Genomic DNA, 20808 nt, shown 5'->3' on the forward strand with positions numbered 1-20808 from the left:
GCGGGGCGTCTTGGTGAAGCGGGTCGCCCTCAACAGCGCGGGCCTGCTGGTGGCGCTCTTCGCGGCGTTCCCCGTCTACTGGATGATCGCCACGTCGCTCAAGCCGAACCGGGAGATCTTCTCGGCCACGCCCCGGCCGGTGCCGGCCCGCCCGACGCTGGAGCACTACCGGGAGATCCTGACCGGCAACCTGATCCCCGGCGTCACGTTCGGAGACTTCTTCCTGAACAGCGTCCTGGTGGCGATCTCGACCGTGCTGCTCAGCGGGCTGGTCGCGCTGCTCGCGGCGACCGCCGTGGCCCGGTTCCGGTTCAAGCTGCGGACCAGCTTCCTGATCATGCTGCTGGTGGTGCAGATGATCCCGCTGGAGGCGCTGGTCATCCCGCTGTTCCTGATGATCCAGCGGCTGGGCCTCTACAACACCCTGCCCAGCCTGATCCTCACGTACCTCGGCTTCTCGCTGCCGTTCGCGGTCTGGATGCTGCGCGGTTTCGTGGCCGCCGTGCCGAAGGAGTTGGAGGAGGCCGCGGCGATCGACGGGGCGAACCGGTTCCAGATCTTCCGCCGAATCCTGTTCCCGCTGGTCGCACCCGGCCTGGTGGCCACCAGCATCTTCTCCTTCATCACCGCCTGGAACGAGCTGATCTTCGCGTTGACCTTCGTCAACGACCAGGACCGGTACACCCTCCCGGTGGCGATGACCTTCTTCTTCGGCCGGGACGACACCGCCTGGGGGCCGGTGATGGCCGCCTCGACGCTGTTCACCCTCCCGGTGATCATTTTCTTCCTGTTGGTGCAGCGCCGGATGGTCTCCGGCCTGGTGTCGGGCGCTGTCAAGGGCTAAGACGCAAGGAAGGGCACCTTATTAACGTCTACGGTAGAGGAGGGTCCCCTTCTCACCGCCCCGGCCAGCGTGCGGCGGCGGGTCGGCCGGGGGACCCGGGACGGGTTCGCCGCCGTAGGCTGACGCCATGACGGGCAGGCTGGTGACGGTGAACCTCGGCGTGGTGACCGAGGCGCGGTGGGCGGGCGACGCGAGCGGTCGCAGCGGCATCGACAAGCGGCCGGTGGCCGGGCCGGTGCTGCTGCGGGCCGACGGCGTGGCCGGGGACTTCATCGCCGAGCGGGCCCAACACGGCGGTCCCGACCAGACGGTGTACGCGTACGCCGGGGAGGACGCCGCCTGGTGGGCGGCCGAGCTGGGCCGCGACGTCGGGCCGGGCGCCTTCGGCGAGAACCTGACGACGTCCGCGGTGGACGTGACCGGGGCGGTCGTCGGCGAGCGGTGGCAGATCGGTTCGGCGTTGCTGGAGGTGACCAAGCCGCGCACCCCGTGCACAACGTTCGCCGGGTTCTGGGGCGTGCCCGACCTGATCGGGCGGTTCACCGCGCGGGCGGCGCCCGGGGCGTACCTGCGGGTGTTGCGGGAGGGGGAGGTCGGCGCGGGCGACCCGGTGGAGGTGGTGGAGCGCCCGGCGCACGGGGTGACCGTGGGCGAGGTGTTCCGGGCGACCACCCTGGAGCCGGCGCTGCTGCCCCGGCTGCTCGACGTTCCCGAGCTGCCCGAATCGATCCGGCGGAAGGTCGAGCGCCGGCTCGGGGCGCGGGAGGCCTGAGGGCGCCCGGGTGTTAAGAAGGGCCCCCTGCTATGCCGAAGGCGTTAACAGGGGGCCCTTCCTTACCCCGTCAGCGGAGCCAGGGGATGTTGCGGTCCAGCTGGCCGCGCTCCTTGAGCTCCTTGCGCAGCGGGATCTCGTCGTCGACGTACCCGTTCCAGTTGATGCCCCAGTAGTTCGCGGTGTGGGTGCCCTCACCGCAGAGCTGGCGCTGCACCGGCGTGCGGTTGGCCCACCACTCGCTCTCGGGGTCGATGTGCAGCTCGTCGAGGGGGCGGATCCACCGGTAGGTGTAGCCGACGAAGAGCATCTTGCGGGTGATCGTGGAGAGGTTCGTCGACCGGGAGTGCCACTGGCGGCGGTCGAAGATGAACGCGTCGCCCGGGTTGGCGGCGATCTCCACCGTGCCCTCCGGGTCGGGGTTGTGCACCGTCAGGTCGTCCGGCCGGGGCAGCGAGTTCCACAGGTGGCTGCCCGGGATGACCTTGGTCGCGCCGCGCCCGTTCTCCGAGAGGTCGGAGAGCACGTACCCCACCTTCAGCGAGAACATCGGCCGCGGCAGGTTCGGGTCCATCGTCTCCGGGTCGGAGTTCTGCCGGTATCCGTCCTGGTGCCAACCCCAGTACGGCTTCTCCGGCTCCGCCGCCGGCGGGGTGACGTCCAGGTGGTTGTGGTGGGTGTAGATGTTCCACCCCGCCAGGCCCCACATGTACGGGAAGGCGATCGGGTGGGTCAGCAGCTGGCCGAAGAGCTCGTCCCGATCCAGGAAGCCCAGCAGGTGCAGGGTGCCGTCCTTGGTCGTGTTGCCCTTGGCCTGCTCCTCCGCGTAGACGCGGTCGACGGCCTCCTCCAGGGCAGCCCGGTGGTCCTCCGTCAGCACGTTCCGCCGCAGGAGGAATCCCTGCTCGTGGAACTCCTTGCGGTCAGTGTCGCTGATCGGTTCGTAGCCGGTCCGGCCGTCGTAATCGAACACCGCGTAGTACCCCTCCCCATGAGGTGACACCATTTCTGGCACAGGTAGCCGATGGTACTGCGCCCGTACTGGGGGGTGCCGGTCGCGCCCGGCTGCTGGGCCTCCGGCCCGACCGACGGCAGTGCATCCGATGCGCAGAGTGATGTTCGGTTGGTCGTCGGCGAACATTGCCGGATATGTCGAATTGCGCGGTGACCGTCAGTATGGAATCCGGACGGTCGGCTTCGGCTCCTCGCCGGCCGGCCGGCCCGCCCGCCGGGTCAGACGTCGGCGAACACCTCGGCCAGGACCCGCCGGTCGGCCACCGGGGCGTCGGTCACCCGGCCCCAGGTGCCGTCCTCGGCGGTCCACTCCAGCCCGTCGAACCGGACCCGCTTCACCCCGTGGTCGGAGGCGTGCGAGACGAGCCAGTGCGCATACCGCCAGCCGTTGAGCTGGTCGGCCGCCGGCACGGCGAGCCCCGGCAGGTCGGCCTGCGACGCCGTCCCCGGCAGCCCCCAGTCCAGGCTCAGGCCTCGGGTCAGGGCCGCCGCCGCGGCCTCGCCGCGCATCAGTGGCGTCGACCCCACGGTGCAGGCCACGGCCCCGGTCGCCTGACCGAGCAGCGCCCGGGTCAATACCTGCGACTCGTCGGCCCACTTCTCGTACGCCTCCGGGTAGGCGGAGCGCTGTACCCGCTGCGCCGCCTCGGTGACCCGCAGCTTCTCCCAGCCGCGTACCCGCTTGAGCGCGGCGTAGAACTTGTTCGCCGCGTACCGCGGGTCGCCGATCTGCTCCCCGGTGCCCCAGCCCTGGCTCGGCCGCTGCTGGAACAGCCCCACCGAGTCCCGGTCGCCCCCTGCGAGGTTGCGCAGCCCGGACTCCTGGTAGGCCGTGGCGAGCGCGACCACGACGGCCCGCTCCGGCATCTTCCGTTGGGTGCCGATCGCCGCGATGGTGGCGGCGTTGGCCATCTGGTCGGCGTCGAGCCGCACCTGGCCGTCCGCCTGCACGACGCAGGTGCGCCCGGCGAGGGGAAGCCCCAGCCGCCCACCGACCTGCCGAACCACGAGCCAGATCCCGACGGCGACGACAACGGCGACGACGAGACCAGCCGCGATTGCTGTCCGACTTCGCACCCGCACCCCCTGTTCGACGGCGTTCGACAAGAGTACGTCTCCGCCGCCATCGCCCGGCTCGTCCGACCAGTTCGCTCCGTTTAGTGGCGAGTCGACCGCATTCCGCGTTCGTTGCCCCGGGTGCCGGCGGGACGCCCGGAGCGCCGAGGATCAGGCGGTCGGCACCCAGCTCGCGTCGCGCTTCTCCCGGAACGCCAGGACCCCCTCGCGCCCCTCGTCGGAGAGGAAGTACCCGGTCGACAGCGCGGCAAGCTCGGCGATCTCGGCGCGCAGGTCGGCGGCGGGCGACCTGCGCAGCAGGCCCTTCGCCCCGGCCAGCGCGCGCGGCGCCCCCCGCACCAGCGACGCGCAGACCCGCTCCACCGCCGCGTCCAGCCCGTCCGCCGGCACGGCCGCGGTGACCAGGCCGATCTCGGCCGCCCGCCGGCCGTCGAAGGTGTCACCGGTGAGGTACAGCTCGGCGGCGGCCCGGGGCGCCAGCCGGGGCAGCACGGTCGCCGAGATCACCGCCGGGATCACCCCGATCCGCACCTCGGTGAAGGCGAACGTCGCCTCCTGGGCGCAGAGCGCCAGGTCGGCCGCCGCGATCAGACCCAGCCCGCCGGCCCGGGCCGGCCCGGCCACCCGGGCCACCACCGGCTTCGGGCACTCCCAGACCGCCGCGAGCACGTCGCCGAGCATTCCGGCCGGGACGCTGCCGCTGGCGTACGCGGCGGCGGTCTCCTTCAGGTCGGCGCCGGAGCAGAACACCGGGCCGGTGTGGTCGAGCACGACCACCCGGACCGCGTCGTCGGCCACCGCGGCGGAGAGCCCGGCCAGCAGCTCGGTCATCAGCGGCGTGGAGAGCGCGTTGCGGTTGTGCGGGCTGTTCAGGGTGAGGGTGGTCACCCCGTGGGCCGTGGTGACCCGCACGAGCGCGTCGGAGGAGGTCATGCGGGCACACTAGTGGCCATGCCCGGCGTCCTTCCAGAAGGCGAAGCCGTCCCCGTCGACGGCTCGCTGCCCGCCACCGCCACCCGCGCCGTCGGCGCCCGCGGTTTCGGGGTGTACGTACACGTGCCGTTCTGCGCCAGCCGCTGCGGCTACTGCGACTTCAACACGTACACCGCCGACGAGTTGGGCGGTGGGGCCAGCCGCGAGTCGTACGCCGACACGGTGCTGGCCGAGCTGGCGCTGGCCGGGCGGGTGCTGGGCGACACTCCGCCGCCGAGGGTCGACACCGTCTTCGTCGGCGGCGGCACCCCCACCCTGCTCCCCGCCGACGACCTGGCCCGCATCCTCGACGGCATCGACCGCACCTGGGGTCTGGCCGCCGACGTCGAGGTGAGCACCGAGGCCAACCCGGAGTCGGTCACGCCCGAGTCGCTGCGGATCCTGCGCGCCGCCGGGTACACCCGGATCTCGCTGGGCATGCAGTCCGCCGCACCGGGAGTACTGGCCGTGCTCGACCGCCGGCACAGCGCCGGCCGGGCCACCGCCGCCGCGGCCGAGGCGCGCGACGCCGGGTTCGACCACGTCAACCTCGACCTGATCTACGGCACGCCGGGGGAGAGCGCCGAAGACTTCGCCGCCTCCCTGGACCAGGTCGTCGCCGCCGGGGTGGATCACGTCAGCGCGTACGCCCTGATCGTGGAGGACGGCACCCGGCTGGCCGCGCGGATGCGGCGCGGCGAGCTGCCGTACCCCTCCGACGACGTGGCGGCGGACCGCTACCTGGCCGCGGAGGCCGCCCTCGGCGCGGCCGGTTTCTCCTGGTACGAGGTGTCCAACTGGGCGCGGACGACGGCCGGGGAGTGCCGGCACAACCTGCTCTACTGGACCGGCGCGGACTGGTGGGGACTCGGCCCGGGGGCGCACAGCCACGTCGGCGGGGTGCGCTGGTGGAACGTCAAGCACCCGAGCGCGTACGCGAAGCGGCTCGCGGCGGGGGAGTCGCCCGGCCTGGCCCGGGAGGTGCTCACCGCAGGCGAGGCGCACATGGAGGACGTGATGCTGCGGCTGCGGCTCGCCTCCGGGCTGCCGCTGGACGTCCTGGACGACGCGGGCCGGGCGGGTGCTGCGCGGGCCCTGGCCGGCGGGCTGCTCGACCCGGCCGGGCACACGGCCGGCCGGGCCGTGCTCACCCTGCGCGGCCGGCTGCTGGCCGACGCGGTCGTCCGCGACCTGCTGCCCTGAAGGTAGGTGGTGCCCGGCCGGCCGGGGGAGCGGCCGACCGGGGCTCACTTGATGAAGTTGGCGGACATCGGGTAGCGGTAGGGCTGCCCCTCGTTGGCCTTGACCCCGGCGACGATGCCGAAGATCATGCCGATGATCATCGCGGCGAAACCGATGAAGATTCCGATGACGATGCAGGCCAGGATCCAGCCCACCAGCGCGATGACCGACCAGAGGAGCTGGAAGTTCAGCGCGGCGACCGCGTGCGCGCGGACGGCCGGCGACTGGTTGCCCCGGGCCAGCAGTGCGATCAGCGGTGCCACCCAGCCCAGCACGCCGCCGCCGACCAACATCCCGGCCGCGCCGCCGAAGTGCGCGATCAGGATCCAGGTCTTGTCCTCCTTGTTGGCGTTTCCGCCGGAGGGGGCGCCGTAGGCGCCACCGGACGGGTATCCGCCGCCCGGTGGGTACCCGCCCGGCGGCGGATACCCGCCGGCCGAGGGCTGGTCACCGGCGGGCGGGTATCCCCCGGGCGGCGGATAACCACCGGGCGGCGGATAACCACCGGGCGGGGGATAGCCGCCCGCCCCGGGCGCCCCGGACAGTGGTGCGGTGGGGGGCTCGTTCGCCGAAGAGCCGTACGGTGTCGACGACGGGTTCGGCTCCGGCGGGTAGCTGTTGGGGTCGCCCGCGCCGGGAGGACGAGGTGGTTCAGTCATGTACGTCACGGTAGGGGCTACCGGCAAGGGGGCGCCAGGGCGACACTGGTCGGGTCCCACGGGATGATCGAACGGGAGCCGCGCCCGGCCCCGGACGGACCGATGGTCCGTCGTCGATCTTACCGACGGTGGGGCAGCCGACGTAGACTGGCACTCGTTACAGTCGAGTGCCAGGCTTCGACCATCGGTGGGCAGGCCGTCCCGGATCGCCCGCCGCGATGCCGGGCACCGACGTGCGACAGGAGGTGGGGGAGTGGGTCTCGACGACCGCAAGCTCGCCGTGCTCCGCGCGATCGTGGAGGACTACGTCGCCACGCAGGAGCCGGTCGGCAGCAAGGCCCTGGTCGAGCGGCACCAGCTCGGTGTCTCCCCGGCGACGGTCCGCAACGACATGGCGGTGCTGGAGGAGGAGGGCTACATCCGGCAGCCGCACACCAGCGCCGGCCGGGTGCCCACCGACCGGGGCTACCGCCTCTTCGTCGACCGGCTCTCCCGGGTCAAGCCGCTCAGCCCGGCCGAGCGCCGGGCGATCGAGCGCTTCCTGGTGGGCGCGGTCGACCTTGACGACGTGGTGCACCGCACGGTCCGGCTGCTGGCCCAGCTCACCCGGCAGGTCGCCGTGGTGCAGTACCCGTCGCTGGCCCGTTCCTCGGTGCGGCACCTGGAGCTGGTGCCGATCTCCACCACCCGGTTGATGCTGGTGATGATCGCCGACACCGGGCGGGTCGAGCAACGGCTGGTCGAGCTGCCTGCGCCGGTCCCCGCCGACGATGTCACCGACCTGCGGCGGCTGGTCAACGAGAAGCTGGTGGGCAGCCGACTGTCGGAGACCCCGCCGCTGGTGCAGGCGCTGGTCGAGGAGTGCACGCCGCTGCTGCGCCCAGCCATGACCACACTCGCCACCGTGCTGCTGGAGACGCTGGTCGAACGGCATGAGGAGCGCCTGGCGCTGGCCGGCACCGCCAACCTCACCCGGGGCGGCCTGCTCGACTTCCAGGGTTCGCTGCGGCCGATCCTGGAGGCGTTGGAGGAGGAGGTGGTCATCCTCAAACTCATCGGCGAGGCCGAGTCGAGCACGACCCGGGTGCTGATCGGCGACGAGAACGAGATCGACAACCTGCGCGCCGCCTCGGTGGTCAGCACCGGGTACGGCCCGGGTGCGACCGTCCTCGGCGGCTTGGGCGTGCTCGGCCCCACCCGGATGGACTACCCCGGCACCATCGCCACGGTGCGTGCCGTGGCACGCTACGTGGGCGAGCTGCTGGCCCAGAACTGACCAGTCAGGGCCGACGGCCGGCTCCGGCCGACGACCGGCGCAACGCGAGACGAACATGAGGACACGGAACGCAGTGGCCAGGGACTACTACGGCATCCTCGGTGTGAGCCGGGAAGCCTCCGACGACGAGATCAAGCGCGCCTACCGCAAGCTGGCGCGGCAGTTCCACCCGGACGTGAATCCGGACCCGGAGGCACAGGAGAAGTTCAAGGACATCAACGCCGCGTACGAGGTCCTCTCGGACGATCGGAAACGGCAGATCGTCGACCTGGGTGGCGACCCGCTCGCCCCGGGCGGCGGGGGCGCCGGCCCGGGCGGGCCCGGCGGCGCCGGCCCGTTCGTCGGCTTCCAGGACATCATGGACGCCTTCTTCGGCGGCGCCGGTGGCGCGCGCGGGCCGCGCCCGCGGACCCGACCGGGAGCCGACGCGATCCTGCGGCTGGAGCTGGACCTGCACGAGACGGCGTTCGGCGTCGAGGCGCCGATCACCGTCGACACGGCGGTGCTCTGCACCACCTGCTCCGGCGCGGGCACCGCCGCCGGCACCCACCTGGCCACCTGCGAGGCGTGCGGCGGCCGGGGCGAGGTGCAGTCGGTGCAGCGCACCTTCCTCGGCCAGGTGGTCTCCGCCCGGCCGTGCACCGTCTGCCAGGGGCACGGCACCACCATCCCGCACCCCTGCCCGACCTGCGCCGGCGACGGGCGGGTGCGCACCCGCCGTTCACTGACCGTCAAGATCCCCGCCGGGGTCGAGGACGGCATGCGCATCCGGCTGGCCCAGCAGGGCGAGGTCGGCCCGGGCGGCGGCACCGCCGGCGACCTGTACGTGGAGATCCACGAGCGGCCGCACGACGTCTACTCCCGCAAGGGCGACGACCTGCACTGCCGGGTCACCGTCCCGATGACCGCCGCCGCGCTCGGCACCCGGCTGACCATCAAGACCCTGGACAGCGAGGAGACGGTCGACGTCAAGACCGGTACCCAACCGGGCAGCACCCTGCGGCTACGCGCCCGGGGTGTGCCCCACCTGCGCGGCACCGGCCGGGGTGACCTCTACGTCCATCTCGACGTGCGGACGCCGACCAAGCTCGACGCCGACCAGGAGAAGATGCTGCGCGACTTCGCCAAGACCCGGGGCGAGGAGGTCGCCGAGCTGACCAAGCAGGGCGGCTTCTTCTCCCGGATGCGCGACGCCTTCAACGGCCACCCCTGACCGGCCTGGCCGCCCCGGCGTCCGTCGGGGCGGCTAACCTGATCGTCGTGTCCGCGCCGCTGTTCCTGGTCGAGTCGCTGCCCACCGTCGACCAGCTCACCCTGGACGGCCCCGAGGGGCACCACGCCGCCACCGTGCAGCGGCTGCGCGTCGGCGAGGAACTGCTGCTCGCCGACGGCCGGGGTGGCACCGCGTCCGCCGTGGTCACGGCCGTCGGCCGGGGCAGCCTGGAACTCGACGTCACCTCCCGGGGGTACGTCGACGCGCCCGTCCCCCGGCTCGTGGTGGTGCAGGGCATCGCCAAGGGCGACCGGGGCGAGCTGGCCGTGCAGGCGATGACCGAGGTCGGGGTGGACGAGATCGTGCCCTGGGCGGCGTCCCGCTCGGTGGTGCAGTGGCGTGGCGAACGGGGTGCCCGGGCCCGGGAGAAGTGGGTGGCGACCGCCCGGGAGGCGGCCAAGCAGGCCCGCCGGGCGTGGCTGCCGGTGGTCGCCGGGGCCCCTGACGAGTCCACGGTCACCGTGGCCCGCCGGATCGCCGGCGCAGCCGCCGTGTTCGTCCTGCACGAGGAGGCCGAGGACCGGCTCACCACCGTCGAGCTGCCGCAGGGCGGCGAGATCGTGCTCGTGGTCGGCCCGGAGGGCGGCATCGCCGAACCCGAGTTGACCGCGTTCACCGCCGCTGGCGCCCGCCCGGTCCGCCTGGGCCCGTCCGTCCTGCGCACCTCCACCGCCGGCGTCGCGGCCCTCGCAGTCCTCTCCACCCGCCTCGCCCGCTGGTAACCCCCACCCCCAGGTGCCCGCGCACTCGTCGGGTGGGGGCGGGGTGGGTGGGGGTTAGGTGCGGAGGTGGCTGGCGCCGTTGAGGTCGATGATGGTGCCGGCGGCCCACTCCGCCTCGGGGCTGGCCAGCCAATGGATGGCGGCGGCGATCTCGTCGGGGCGGGCCACCCGGTTGAACGGGCTCTGGGCGCGGATCGCGGCGCCCCGCTCGCCGGCCAGGTGCTCCGTGGTCATGTCCGTCTCCACGAAGCCGGGTGCCACCGTGGCCACCGCGATGCCGTACGGGGCGAGGGCCACCGCGAGGGACTGGCCGAGCGCGTTCAGCCCCGCTTTGCTCGCCCCGTACGCCGGCTGATCCGGCTCGCCCCGGAACGCGCCTCGGGAGGAGACGTTGACGATCCGCCCGCCTCGCTCGCGCATGTGCTGGGCGGCGCACCAGGTCACGTTGGCCGCCCCGGTCAGGTTGGTCTCCAGCGCCTGCCGCCAGCGCCGCTGCCAGTCGGCGTAGGAGATGCCGAAGACCGGGTGCGGGGCGTCCCGCTCGCCGTACACCCCGGCGTTGTTGACCAGCACGTCCAGCCCGCCGAGGCGGGCCGCCGCGTCGTCGACCATGGCCCGTACCGCGTCGGGGTCGGTCAGGTCCGCGCGGACCACGACGTGCCCTTCGCCCGGCAGTTCCGCGCGTAGCTCCTCGGCCAGTTCCGCCGAGTCGCGGTGGTGGATCGCCACCCGGTCCCCGCCCGCCGCGAACCTCGTCGCCACCGCGCGCCCGATGCCGCGCGAGGACCCGGTCACCAGTACCGCCCGTGATGTCACGCAGGCCATCATGCCCGAGCCGGCCGGGACGCCCTACCATGCCCCAATGGGATCCGACTGCCTGTTCTGCCGCATCGCCGCCGGTGAGATCCCGGCGACCATCGTCCGGGAGACCGACACCACGCTGGCGTTCCGGGACATCGACCCGAAGGCACCGGTGCACGTACTGGTGATTCCGAAGGAGCACTACGCCGACGTGGCGGCCCTGGGCCGGGCGGACCCGGCGCTGGCCGGTGAGCTGCTGGCCGCGGCCGCCGTCGTGGCCGAGGACGAGGGCCTGCTCGGCGACGGCTACCGGCTGATGTTCAACACCGGGGCGTACGGCGGCCAGGAGGTCTTCCACGTGCACGCCCATGTGCTCGGCGGCGCGCCGCTCGGCCCGATGCTGTGCCGGTAGGCGGGCGAAGGTGAGCGAGGTCGACGGCCGCCTGGAGCGGATGGTCCGGCGGACGCAGGCCGATGGGCGGGTGCCGGCCGTCTCGGCCGCCCTGCACCGGGTTGACCGACCGTTGTGGACCTGCGCGGTCGGCGGCACCGGCAACGAGACACCGCTCGGCCCGCAGACGCTGTTCCGGATCGGCTCGGTCACCAAGACCTTCACGGCGGTGCTCGTCCTCCAGTGCCGGGACGCCGGCCTGCTCGACCTGGACGACCCGGTCGCCCGGCACCTCGACGTCCCCGCACACGGCGAGCTGACCGTGCGCCGACTGCTGTCGCACACCTCGGGTTTGCAACGGGAGCCGCACGGCGACGTCTGGGACACCCTGGTCGCCCCCGGGGCGGACGAGTTGCTGGCCGACCTGGCCCGCGCCGAGCGGGTGCTGCCGCCGGCCCGCCGCTATCACTACTCCAACCTCGCGATGGCGCTGCTCGGTCAGCTCGTCGCCCGGCTGCGCGGCGGTTCCTGGGCCGAGGTACTCGCCGAGCGGGTGCTCGTCCCGCTCGGTCTGAGCGCCACCACCGACAGGCCGGGCCCGGCGGCGGCCACCGGGTTTCTGGTCGACGCGTACTCCGACGAGGCGCACCCGGAGCCGCCGACCGACTTCGGCGCCCTCGGCCCGGCCGCCCAGCTCTGGAGCACCGCCGCCGACATGGCCCGGTGGGCGGCGTTCCTGGCTGACCCGGGGGCGCTCGACCCCGCCGGAGCCGTGCTCGCCCCGGCCACCCTGGACGAGATGCGCTGGCCGTTGACCGTCACCGACGAGACATCCTGGGGCGCTGGCTTCGGGCTGGGGCTGATCCTGGTTCCGCAGGGGGAACGGGTGGTGCACGTCGGGCACGACGGGGCGATGCCCGGGTTCCTGGCCGCCGTCTACGGCCGGCGCGGCGGCGACGGCACCGCCGGTGCGATGGGCGCGGCGGTGCTCGGCTCGTCCGGGATCGGGGTGGCGGTGATCGACCTGCCGCACCGGCTGCTGGCCGCGTCCGCCGAGTACGACCCGGCCGACGTCGAGCCGTGGCGGCCGGGGGAGCCGGCCCCGGCGCACCTGCGCGGGATGCTGGGCCGCTGGTGGGGCGAGGGCTTCGGATACGACTTCAGCTGGTACGACGGGGCCCTGCGGGCCCGGGGCGCGGACGATCCGGCGGGGAAGCCGCCGGCGGTCTTCGCCCCGCTGCCGGACCGGGCGGACGTGTTCCGCGTGGTCTCCGGGCGGGAGGCCGGCGAGCTGCTCCGGCTGACCCGGGACGCCGCCGGGACGGTGATCCGGCTGCACTGGGCCACGTACCGTTTCACCCGTGGCCAGGAGACCGCCGACCGGTACGACTTCCGGCGCTGATCCCCAGCCGGTCTGGTGCCCGGTTCGGGGCGGCGGAGGGCGATTCGCCCGTTTGGTCGGTGTGGTGGTCAACGGGCCCGGCTGCCGGCAGGAATGGGCGAGGTGCCGCCCTGGGGAAAACGATACGATGGGGGCAACGTCCGACCGCCGGCCCAGCAGGCCCGGCGCCGAGAGTGAGAGCAGGTGGCGCAGGGCCTTCCGGCCCGACCTATGACCGGCACCCCACCTCCCGGCCCGCTCCAGGCGCAGACCAGGATCACCGTCCCCGATCCCAAGATCATGGTCAACCTGCTGGGCGCGGGCGACGAGATCCTGCGACTCGTCGAGCGTTCGGTCACCAGCGACGTGCACGTCCGTGGCAACGAGATCACCATCACCGGAGCCCCTGCGGACAACGCCCTCGCCGAGCGGCTCTTCAGCGAGCTGCTCGAACTGATCGAGAAAGGCGAGACCCTGACCACTGACGCCGTCCGGCGTACCGTCGGCATGCTCGAACAGGGCGGTGCCGAGCGGCCCGCCGAGGTCCTGACGCTCAACATCCTCTCCCGGCGCGGCCGCACCATCCGCCCCAAGACCCTCGGGCAGAAGCAGTACGTCGACGCCATCGACGGGCACACCATCGTCTTCGGCATCGGCCCCGCCGGCACCGGCAAGACCTACCTGGCGATGGCGAAGGCCGTCCAGGCGCTCCAGGCCAAGCAGGTCGACCGGATCATCCTGACCCGCCCGGCGGTCGAGGCGGGGGAGCGGCTCGGCTTCCTGCCCGGCACGCTGAACGAGAAGATCGACCCCTACCTGCGCCCGCTCTACGACGCGCTGCACGACATGCTCGACCCGGAGACCATCCCGAAGCTGATGGCGGCGGGGACGATCGAGGTCGCGCCGCTGGCATACATGAGGGGCCGTACGCTCAACGACGCGTTCATCATCCTCGACGAGGCGCAGAACACCACGCCCGAGCAGATGAAGATGTTCCTCACCCGACTCGGCTTCGGTTCCAAGATCGTGGTCACCGGCGATGTCACCCAGGTGGACCTTCCCGGCGGGACGACCAGCGGGCTGCGGATCGTCCGGGGGATCCTGGAGAACGTCGAGGACGTGCACTTCGCGCAGCTCTCCAGCTCCGACGTGGTGCGTCACCGGCTGGTCGGGGAGATCGTCGACGCGTACGCCCGCTGGGACGCCGAGCGGGAAAACCAACAGGCGCAGAGCGCGCACGCCGTGCCGGGGCGGACGGCCCAGGGCGGCCGGGCCGACCGGCGCCACCAGACCTAGGGAACCCAGTTGTCCATCGAGATCGCCAATGAGTCCGGTGTCGAGGTCGACACCGACGCCGTGCTCGCCGTCGCCCGGTACGCCCTCGACGAGATGGGGGTCAACCCCCTCGCCGAGCTGTCCGTGCTGCTGGTCGACATCGACTACATGACCGAGCTGAACCACCGCTGGATGGGTGGCGACGGTCCGACCGACGTGCTCGCCTTCCCCATGGACGAGGGCAGCGTCGACCACGGGCCGGGCGAGGCCAGCGCATCCGGCGGCGAGCCGGCCCTGCTCGGCGACATCGTGCTCTGCCCGGAGGTGGCGGCCAAGCAGGCGGCCACCGCCGGCCACGCACCCTCCGACGAGCTGCACCTGCTCACCGTGCACGGGGTGCTGCACCTGCTCGGGTACGACCACGCCGAGCCGGAGGAGGAGCGGGAGATGTTCGAACTCCAGGCCCGGCTGCTGGCCGGCTGGCGGTCGACCCGGTCCCGGTGATGCCCACCCAGATATGGGCGGCCGTCGCCCCGGTCGGCCTGCCCGATCTGCAACTGCTCGTCTTCGCGGCCGGGCTGGTGGTGCTCGCCGGCCTGATCGCGATGACCGAGGCGGCACTCGCCAGGGTCTCCCCGGCCCGGGCGGCCGAGCTGGCCCGCGACGGCGCCCGGGGCGCCCGTACCCTCCAGGTGGTCGCCGGCGACGTGGTCCGCCACCTCAACCTGCTGCTCCTGCTCCGGCTGCTGGCCGAGCTGACCGCCACCACGCTGGTCGCGCTGGTGGCGGTCGACACGTTCGGTGCGGGCTGGCGGGCGGCACTGGTCACCGCCGGGGCGATGACCGTGGTCAGCTTCGTGGTGGTCGGGGTCGGCCCGCGCACCATCGGCCGCCAGCACGCGTACGCGGTCGGCCGGGCGGTCGCCCCGTTGGTGCGCTGGCTGGGGCGGGCGCTCAACCCGCTCGCCTCGCTGCTGATCCTGATCGGCAACGCGGTCACCCCGGGGCGCGGGTTCCGCGACGGGCCGTTTGCCACCCAGGTCGAGCTGCGCGAGCTGGTCGACCTGGCCGAGCAGCGCGGCGTCGTCGAGCACGGCGAGCGCCAGATGATCCACTCGGTCTTCGCGCTCGGCGACACCATCGCCCGTGAGGTGATGGTGCCGCGCACCGAGATGCTGTGGATAGAGGAACGCAAGACCCTCTCCCAGGCGCTGACGCTCTTCCTGCGTTCCGGTTTCTCCCGCATCCCGGTCATCGGGGAGAGCGTCGACGACGTGCTCGGCGTGCTCTACCTCAAGGACCTGGTCCGGCGCACCCGGGGCGGCGACCCGGCCGCGGCCCGGCTGCCGGTGGCCGAGCTGATGCGCCCGGCGACCTTCGTCCCGGAGTCCAAGCCGGTCGACGACCTGCTGTCGGAGATGCAGGCGGCCCGCAACCACCTGGTCATCGTCGTCGACGAGTACGGCGGCACCGGCGGCCTGGTCACCATCGAGGACATCCTCGAGGAGATCGTCGGCGAGATCACCGACGAGTACGATGTCGAACGCCCGCCGATCGAGTGGCTCGAGGACGGGTCGGTGCGGGTCACCGCCCGGCTGCCGATCGAGACCCTCGGCGAGCTGTTCGACGTCGAACTGCCCGCCGACGAGGTCGAGACGGTCGGCGGCCTGCTCGCCCAGGCCCTCGGCCGGGTCCCGATCCCCGGCGCCGAGGCAGAGGTGGCCCGGCTCCGGCTGCACGCCGAGGGCACCACCGGCCGGCGAAACCGCATCGACACGGTGCTGGTGAGCCGGGTCGAGCCGAACGATCACACCGACCCCATCCCGGGGCGCGGCGAGCCCGCCGAGTACCGGGGCAACCAGAACCGATCCGAGGAGAGGCAACCCGCCGATGCCTGAGTCACCCGCCGCGCCCGCCGCCCTGCCCACCCCGTCCGCGCCGGTCGAGCTGAGCGCCGAGGACGGCAAGCTGGTCGTCCTGGCCCGGGGGGCCCGGGGCCGGGCGGGCGCCGTGGAGGGAGCGGCGGTACGCGACCAGGACGGCCGCACGTACGCGGCGGCGAGCGTGTCGCTGCCCTCGCTGACCCTCACCGCCCTCCAGCTCGCGGTCGCGTCCGCCGTGGCGGCCGGCGCCAGCCGGCTGGAGGCCGCCGTGGTGGTGACCGAGGCGTCGACCCTGGACGGGGCGGGACACGCCGCCGTCCGGGACCTCGCCGCCGACGCGCCGATCCACGTGGCCGCCCCGGACGGCACCATCCTCGGCACGGTGATCGAGTGAGCGGCCGTCCCACTGCCGGTCGCCGTTCCGGCGGCCCGCGCAAGCGCCCGGTCGGCTCCGGTGGCCGCTTTGGCGGCCCGCGCAAGCGCCCGGCCAGCCCCGGCTCCGCCAGCCCCGGCTCAGCCGCCCCCGCCTCAGCCGGCCCCGTCGGCCCCGGTGTCTCGGCTGCTTCCCGTGGTGTTACCGGTGCCGGCGATCCGGGCGGCTTCGGGTCGCTCCGCGGGCCGGAGGACCCCCGCTACCGGGCCGGGTTCGCCTGCTTCGTGGGCCGGCCGAACGCCGGCAAGTCGACGCTGACCAACGCCATCATCGGCACGAAGATCGCCATCACCTCGAACAAGCCGCAGACGACGCGGCACATCATCCGGGCCGTGCTGCACCGGCCGGACTCGCAGCTCGTCCTGGTCGACACCCCCGGCCTGCACCGCCCCCGCACGCTGCTCGGCGAGCGGCTCAACGACCTGGTCCGCTCCACCTGGAGCGAGGTCGACGTGATCGGCCTGTGCATCCCGGCCAACGAGCCGGTCGGGCGGGGCGACCGGTTCATCACCGGCGAGCTGGCCGAGCTGAAGGCGACCGTGATCGCGGTGGTGACCAAGACCGACCTGGTCGACAAGCGGCGGCTGGCCGAGCAGTTGCTCGCGGTCAGCCAGATGGGCGAGTTCGCCGCCGTGGTGCCGGTCAGCGCGCTCTCCGGGCACCAGCTGGACACCCTGGTCGACGTGATGACCGGCTATCTCCCCGAGTCGCCGCAGCTCTACCCCGACAACATGCTCACCGACGACCCCGAACAGGTGTTGATCGCAGAGCTGATTCGGGAGGCGGCCCTGGAGGGGGTTCGCGACGAGCTGCCGCACTCCATCGCCGTGGTGGTGGAGGAGATGGTCCCCGAGGGCCAGGTCATGAAGGTCTACGCCGACCTGTACGTCGAGCGGCCCAGCCAGAAGGCGATCGTGCTCGGCCACCAGGCCAGCCGGCTCAAGGAGGTCGGCACCACCGCCCGCCTGCAGATCGAGGAACTGCTCGGCACCCGGGTCTATTTGGACCTGCACGTGCGGGTGGCGAAGGACTGGCAGCGCGACCCCAAGCAGCTCCGCAAGCTCGGCTTCTGACCCCGGATCCGCCCCGCATACCGGGACGCCCCGCGCACCGGGGCGTCCCGGCGCGCGGGGCGGATCTGAGCAGTTCTGAGGAGTGTCGGGGATTGCAGACCGTGGCCAGGGCTTCTTACTGTCCGTGCATGAACCCGACACAGTTTCTCAGCCACGAGCTGCGCGCGGTCCGGCAGCGGATGGGCATGACCCAGATCGAGTTCGGCCGCGCCATCCACTTCTCGGACTCGCACGTCTCGTCGGTGGAGACCGGGGCCCGGCCGCCCCGGGCCGACTACTGCCGGCGGGTGGACGAGGCCGCCGGCACCGGGCGGCTCTACCAGGGGCTGCTGCGCCTGGCCAGTCTGGACAGCGCCCCGTCGTGGCTGGCGAGCTGGCTGGAGTACGAGGCGCGGGCGACCGCGCTGCGCTCGTACCAGCCGCTGGTGATCCCGGGGTTGTTGCAGACCGAGGAGTACGCCCGGGCGATCCTGGCGACCGGGCTGGCCTCGCCCGACGAGCAGGTGAGGACGTTGGAGCTGCGGATGAGCCGGGCGGCGCTGGTGTTCGACCGCGAGTCGCCCCCGCTGACGACCTTCGTCATCGACGAGACGGTGCTGCGCCGGGGGCCGGCGGGGGTGCTGCGCCCGCAGTTGGCGCAGCTGCTGGCGATGAGTGATCGGCCCCGCGTCCTGATCCACGTGGTGCCGGCGTCGGCCGGGCTTCACCTCGGCCAGTCCGGCGCGTTCGTGCTGGCCAGCCTGTCTGACGGGGAGCCGGTCGGCTACCTCGACGACCAGCTTGCGGGGCGGGTGGTGGTGGAACCGGAGCACGTTGCCGCGCTGGAACGGACGTGGGAGGCTGTCCGGGCCGAGGCCCTGCCGCGCGTCCAGTCGCGCGACCTGATCAGGAAGCTGGTGGACGAGTCATGACCGATCCGTGCTGGCGTACGTCGACCCGGTCGAGCGCGAACGGCGGCGACTGCGTCGAGGTGGCCGACAACCTGCCGGGCCGGGTGCTCGTGCGGGACAGTAAGGACGTCGCCGGCCCGGTGCTCGCGTTCACCCCGGCGGGCTGGCGCTCCTTCGTCGCCGCGCCACCGTCCCGCTGACCCGCCCGATCTCCCGCTGTCCCGCTGTCCTGCTGCCTGCTGCCGGCCGCTGTCCTGCCGCTGGCCGCTGTCCTGCCGACGGCCGCTGGCCGCTTGCCGGCCGCTCTCCCGCTGATCTGCCGCTGCCCCGGCCGACGCCGACGCTGACCGGTCGACCGCACCCGGTCCCCGCCGTGGCAAATGCCGCCCGGTCACCATGCCGCGTCCGCGTGACCGGTGCGGGGAACGGGCATGCCGCCGCTGCTTACCCCTCCCTCCGGGAGGGCCGTCTCCCGTAGGCCGCCTGAAGTGCTGAACGCTGGGAGACGGACGGGTGCTGGACAGATCTTGGTAGGAAATAGCCCCTCCAGGGGCCGAATTCTTCCAAGGTCTGCCGCGGTGGCCTTGCAGAGCCGGCGGGCGACCGGTTCAGGTGCCGGCCAGGACGGGGCGAGTTTATGGCAATTTTCACTTCCGGGCCGATTTGCTGGCCGTTTGGCGGTACGGGGTCGGAGGGTAGGGAACGTTTGCTCCCTGCCCCCTGACATAGAAGCAGGCTGATGCGAAACCGATACCTGGACCTGCTCCGCTTTCTCGCCATCATCCGTGTCGTCGTCTACCACGTGACCGGATGGGCGACGCTGACGCTGATCTTCCCGGCCATGTCGGTGATGTTCGCGCTGGCCGGATCGCTGATGGCGGCCTCGCTGGACAGGACCGGGGTGCCTGCGGTGGGGCGGCGACTGCGCCGGCTGCTGCCGTCGCTGTGGGTGCTGGCCGCGATCATGGTCCCCGCCATGCTGCTCACCGGGCTGCCGCTGACGCCGAGGGTGTTGCTGTGGGCGTTCCCGATCGTGGACCCGCCGGCCAACGGGTGGGGCACACTGGCGCTCAGCGTGATCTGGTACCTGCGCGACTACCTGTGGTTCGTGCTCGCCTCGCCGGCCGCGCTCTGGCTGTTCCGGCGTGCCCCGTGGCCCGTGCTGCTGGCCCCGTACGTCCTGCTGGCGGCGATCGAGGTCGGCATGTTGCCGAATGCGCCGCCGGTGCTGCGGGACTTCGGCCTGTACTTCGGGGCCTGGCTGCTCGGCTTCGCCCACCACGACGGCCTGCTGCGGCGGACGGCCAACCGGGTGCTCTTCCCGATCGCGCTCGCGCTCGGGGCCGCCGGGGCGGCGTGGATCGTCACCCACCCGGGCCCCCGGGGGTACGACCTCAACGACATGCCCCTCGGTAACGCCCTCTGGTCGGCCGCGTTCATCCTGGTGGCGCTCGGCAGAGCCCCGGCGGCGGCCAGCTGGGTGGATCGCAACGCCCTGCTCAGCCGGGCGGTCACGGTGCTGAACCGGCGGGCCCTCACCGTCTACCTCTGGCACATGTCGTTCGTGGTTGTGCTCACCCCGTTGGTCGACGTGGTCGGCTGGTCCCACCAGGACCCGGTGGGCCTAGCCATCCGGGTGTTGCTGGTCTTCGCGCTGGTCGGCGTGGTCACCGTGCTGGTCGGTTGGGTGGAGGACGTGGCGGCACGCCGGCCCCCGGAGTTGTTCCCCGGTCGCCGGCACCGCGCGGCCGGCCCCGCCGGCACCGTGCCGATCCGTCCAGGCGGGACTGCGGGTACCGCCGGCGCCCCGGCGACGACCGGGCCCGGCACCACGGCGGCGTCCGGCGGTCCTGTCGTGCCGGTCAGTCCCGGGCCGTCAGGGCGGGCGGTGCCGGCACCCCGGGTGCCCGAGGAGTACACCCTCAAGCTCAGCGGGCGGTGACCGTCACGTTCCCGCTCTTTGCGCCCACGTCCAGCAGCAGTGACGCGCCGGGGTCGTCGGTGACGCCCAGGTCGGCGTCGCCGGAGTCGACGCTCGACCGCACCCGGTACCGGCCGGCGGGCACGACGAGCTGGACGTTCCCGCTGGAGGCGTGGGCCCGCGCCGAGGCCGGGACGGAGAGTTCCACGGTGAGGTCGCCGGAGTCGGTCTTGGCGTCGACCTGACCGCCGAGGCCCCGCCCGGTGATGTTGCCGGATCCGGCCCGCAGGGTGGCCGGGCCGCTGACGTCGTCCACCTCCAGGTCGCCGGAACCGGTCTCGGCCCGGACCGGGCCGGTGGCCCCGGTCACGGTGATGTTGCCCGAGCCGAGCCGGAACTCCACCGCACCGACCACGCCCAGCCGGACGTTGCCCGAGCCGCCCTCGCCACGCACCGCCGTCCCCGGGGGAACCGTCACGTCGTACGACACCGAGCAGCGGGAGCCGCAGTCGGAGTCCAGCACCAGCTCGCCGTTGTTGATTTCGTACCGGGTGTCGGGCTCGCCGCCCTGGTAGCGCACCACCCGCTTGACCCGTACCTGCCCGGCGGGCCCTGCGCCGCGTACCGTCACGTCACCCGACCCGGGGCGGACGACGACCCGGGTGACCGTCGCGGACTCGGTGGTGTCGAAGTCGAGCTGGCGCATCGACAGGGTGTCGCACCCGGCGACGAGAATCAGGGCGGCGAGGCCGCCGGCACCGGCGCCGACGGCGCGGGCGCGGGTGCGGCCGGCGGCCCGGGCGGGCGCGGCGGTGGGGTTCGGAGCCATGGCTGGCACGCTACGGCCGGTTCAGCCCGACGCACATCCGGGATCGCGCGCCCAGCTACCCCGATCCGACCCTGATTTCG

At 73.0% G+C, this 20808-nt stretch carries 21 protein-coding genes and 1 pseudogene; 16 read left to right on the forward strand and 6 right to left on the reverse strand.

What is annotated here, in order from left to right; translation table 11 throughout:
- Positions 1-10 precede the first annotated feature (10 nt).
- Together SNR22_RS12205 and SNR22_RS12210 are read left to right on the forward strand one after the other, a co-directional pair.
- Positions 11-844 carry a carbohydrate ABC transporter permease gene (locus tag SNR22_RS12205; RefSeq protein ID WP_320066887.1) on the forward strand — a complete coding sequence of 278 codons (834 nt, stop codon included), beginning with the start codon at positions 11-13 and terminating at the stop codon, positions 842-844.
- 127 nt (positions 845-971) lie between these two features.
- Positions 972-1616, forward strand: coding sequence for an MOSC domain-containing protein (locus SNR22_RS12210; RefSeq protein WP_320066644.1), 645 nt, complete (start codon positions 972-974; stop codon positions 1614-1616).
- Positions 1617-1686: 70 nt separating this feature from the next.
- On the opposite strand, the gene SNR22_RS12215 is transcribed toward SNR22_RS12210, so the two are convergent.
- The 3 genes from SNR22_RS12215 to SNR22_RS12225 form a co-directional block, all read right to left on the reverse strand.
- Entirely contained in the window at positions 1687-2589 is a 903-nt protein-coding gene (locus SNR22_RS12215; RefSeq protein WP_320066645.1) for a phytanoyl-CoA dioxygenase family protein, read from the reverse strand.
- 260 nt (positions 2590-2849) lie between these two features.
- Entirely contained in the window at positions 2850-3713 is an 864-nt protein-coding gene (locus SNR22_RS12220) for a hypothetical protein (RefSeq protein WP_320066888.1), read from the reverse strand.
- 144 nt (positions 3714-3857) lie between these two features.
- Positions 3858-4640 (reverse strand): enoyl-CoA hydratase-related protein, encoded by a 783-nt coding sequence (locus SNR22_RS12225; protein WP_320066646.1) that lies wholly within the window; start codon positions 4638-4640, stop codon positions 3858-3860.
- An 18-nt stretch (positions 4641-4658) separates the two neighbouring features.
- Between SNR22_RS12225 and hemW the strand changes: the two genes are divergently transcribed.
- On the forward strand, positions 4659-5882 hold the full coding sequence (gene hemW, locus SNR22_RS12230; RefSeq protein WP_320066647.1) for a radical SAM family heme chaperone HemW: 1224 nt from the start codon (positions 4659-4661) through the stop codon (positions 5880-5882).
- 44 nt (positions 5883-5926) lie between these two features.
- On the opposite strand, the gene SNR22_RS12235 is transcribed toward hemW, so the two are convergent.
- On the reverse strand, positions 5927-6580 hold the full coding sequence (locus SNR22_RS12235) for a DUF4870 domain-containing protein (RefSeq protein ID WP_320066648.1): 654 nt from the start codon (positions 6578-6580) through the stop codon (positions 5927-5929).
- Positions 6581-6833: 253 nt separating this feature from the next.
- On the opposite strand from SNR22_RS12235, the gene hrcA reads away from it, so the two are divergent.
- The 3 genes from hrcA to SNR22_RS12250 all read left to right on the forward strand — a co-directional run bounded on the left by hrcA (position 6834) and on the right by SNR22_RS12250 (position 9851).
- Positions 6834-7856 carry a heat-inducible transcriptional repressor HrcA gene (gene hrcA / locus SNR22_RS12240; RefSeq protein WP_320066649.1) on the forward strand — a complete coding sequence of 341 codons (1023 nt, stop codon included), beginning with the start codon at positions 6834-6836 and terminating at the stop codon, positions 7854-7856.
- 73 nt (positions 7857-7929) lie between these two features.
- Positions 7930-9069, forward strand: a complete 1140-nt coding sequence (gene dnaJ / locus SNR22_RS12245) for a molecular chaperone DnaJ (RefSeq protein WP_320066889.1) — start codon at positions 7930-7932, stop codon at positions 9067-9069.
- A gap of 47 nt (positions 9070-9116) precedes the next feature.
- Positions 9117-9851, forward strand: coding sequence for a 16S rRNA (uracil(1498)-N(3))-methyltransferase (locus SNR22_RS12250; protein WP_320066650.1), 735 nt, complete (start codon positions 9117-9119; stop codon positions 9849-9851).
- Positions 9852-9905: 54 nt separating this feature from the next.
- Here SNR22_RS12250 and SNR22_RS12255 read toward each other — a convergent pair whose 3' ends face one another.
- Complete coding sequence (locus SNR22_RS12255; RefSeq protein WP_320066651.1) at positions 9906-10667, reverse strand: SDR family oxidoreductase; 762 nt, start codon at positions 10665-10667, stop codon at positions 9906-9908.
- Between the two features lie 46 nt (positions 10668-10713).
- Between SNR22_RS12255 and SNR22_RS12260 the strand changes: the two genes are divergently transcribed.
- The 10 genes and pseudogenes from SNR22_RS12260 to SNR22_RS12305 all read left to right on the forward strand — a co-directional run bounded on the left by SNR22_RS12260 (position 10714) and on the right by SNR22_RS12305 (position 19920).
- On the forward strand, positions 10714-11064 hold the full coding sequence (locus tag SNR22_RS12260; RefSeq protein ID WP_320066652.1) for a histidine triad nucleotide-binding protein: 351 nt from the start codon (positions 10714-10716) through the stop codon (positions 11062-11064).
- Between the two features lie 40 nt (positions 11065-11104).
- Positions 11105-12445: a serine hydrolase domain-containing protein gene (locus SNR22_RS12265; RefSeq protein ID WP_413775625.1), complete on the forward strand. Its 1341-nt coding sequence runs from the start codon at positions 11105-11107 to the stop codon at positions 12443-12445.
- A 210-nt stretch (positions 12446-12655) separates the two neighbouring features.
- Positions 12656-13720, forward strand: a complete 1065-nt coding sequence (locus tag SNR22_RS12270) for a PhoH family protein (RefSeq protein ID WP_320066890.1) — start codon at positions 12656-12658, stop codon at positions 13718-13720.
- Between the two features lie 9 nt (positions 13721-13729).
- Positions 13730-14203 (forward strand): rRNA maturation RNase YbeY, encoded by a 474-nt coding sequence (ybeY, locus tag SNR22_RS12275; protein ID WP_320066654.1) that lies wholly within the window; start codon positions 13730-13732, stop codon positions 14201-14203.
- Positions 14179-15597 (forward strand): hemolysin family protein, encoded by a 1419-nt coding sequence (locus tag SNR22_RS12280; RefSeq protein ID WP_413775626.1) that lies wholly within the window; start codon positions 14179-14181, stop codon positions 15595-15597. The genes ybeY and SNR22_RS12280 overlap by 25 nt, the downstream gene beginning before the upstream one ends.
- Positions 15590-15976: a cytidine deaminase gene (locus SNR22_RS12285; protein ID WP_320066656.1), complete on the forward strand. Its 387-nt coding sequence runs from the start codon at positions 15590-15592 to the stop codon at positions 15974-15976. The genes SNR22_RS12280 and SNR22_RS12285 overlap by 8 nt, the downstream gene beginning before the upstream one ends.
- A gap of 239 nt (positions 15977-16215) precedes the next feature.
- Positions 16216-17088: pseudogene (gene era / locus SNR22_RS12290) on the forward strand (GTPase Era); the annotation flags it as partial.
- Positions 17089-17216: 128 nt separating this feature from the next.
- On the forward strand, positions 17217-17999 hold the full coding sequence (locus SNR22_RS12295; protein ID WP_320066657.1) for a helix-turn-helix transcriptional regulator: 783 nt from the start codon (positions 17217-17219) through the stop codon (positions 17997-17999).
- Positions 17996-18178 (forward strand): DUF397 domain-containing protein, encoded by a 183-nt coding sequence (locus SNR22_RS12300; RefSeq protein WP_320066658.1) that lies wholly within the window; start codon positions 17996-17998, stop codon positions 18176-18178. Before SNR22_RS12295 ends, SNR22_RS12300 begins: the two co-directional genes overlap by 4 nt.
- Positions 18179-18717: 539 nt before the next feature.
- Positions 18718-19920 (forward strand): acyltransferase, encoded by a 1203-nt coding sequence (locus SNR22_RS12305; RefSeq protein ID WP_320066659.1) that lies wholly within the window; start codon positions 18718-18720, stop codon positions 19918-19920.
- Here SNR22_RS12305 and SNR22_RS12310 read toward each other — a convergent pair.
- Positions 19907-20728, reverse strand: coding sequence for a DUF4097 family beta strand repeat-containing protein (locus SNR22_RS12310; RefSeq protein WP_320066660.1), 822 nt, complete (start codon positions 20726-20728; stop codon positions 19907-19909). The two genes, SNR22_RS12305 and SNR22_RS12310, sit on opposite strands and share 14 nt — an antisense overlap.
- Positions 20729-20808 lie beyond the last annotated feature (80 nt).

This window comes from Micromonospora sp. RTGN7 (assembly GCF_033804645.1).
Classification (GTDB): Bacteria; Actinomycetota; Actinomycetes; order Mycobacteriales; family Micromonosporaceae; genus Micromonospora.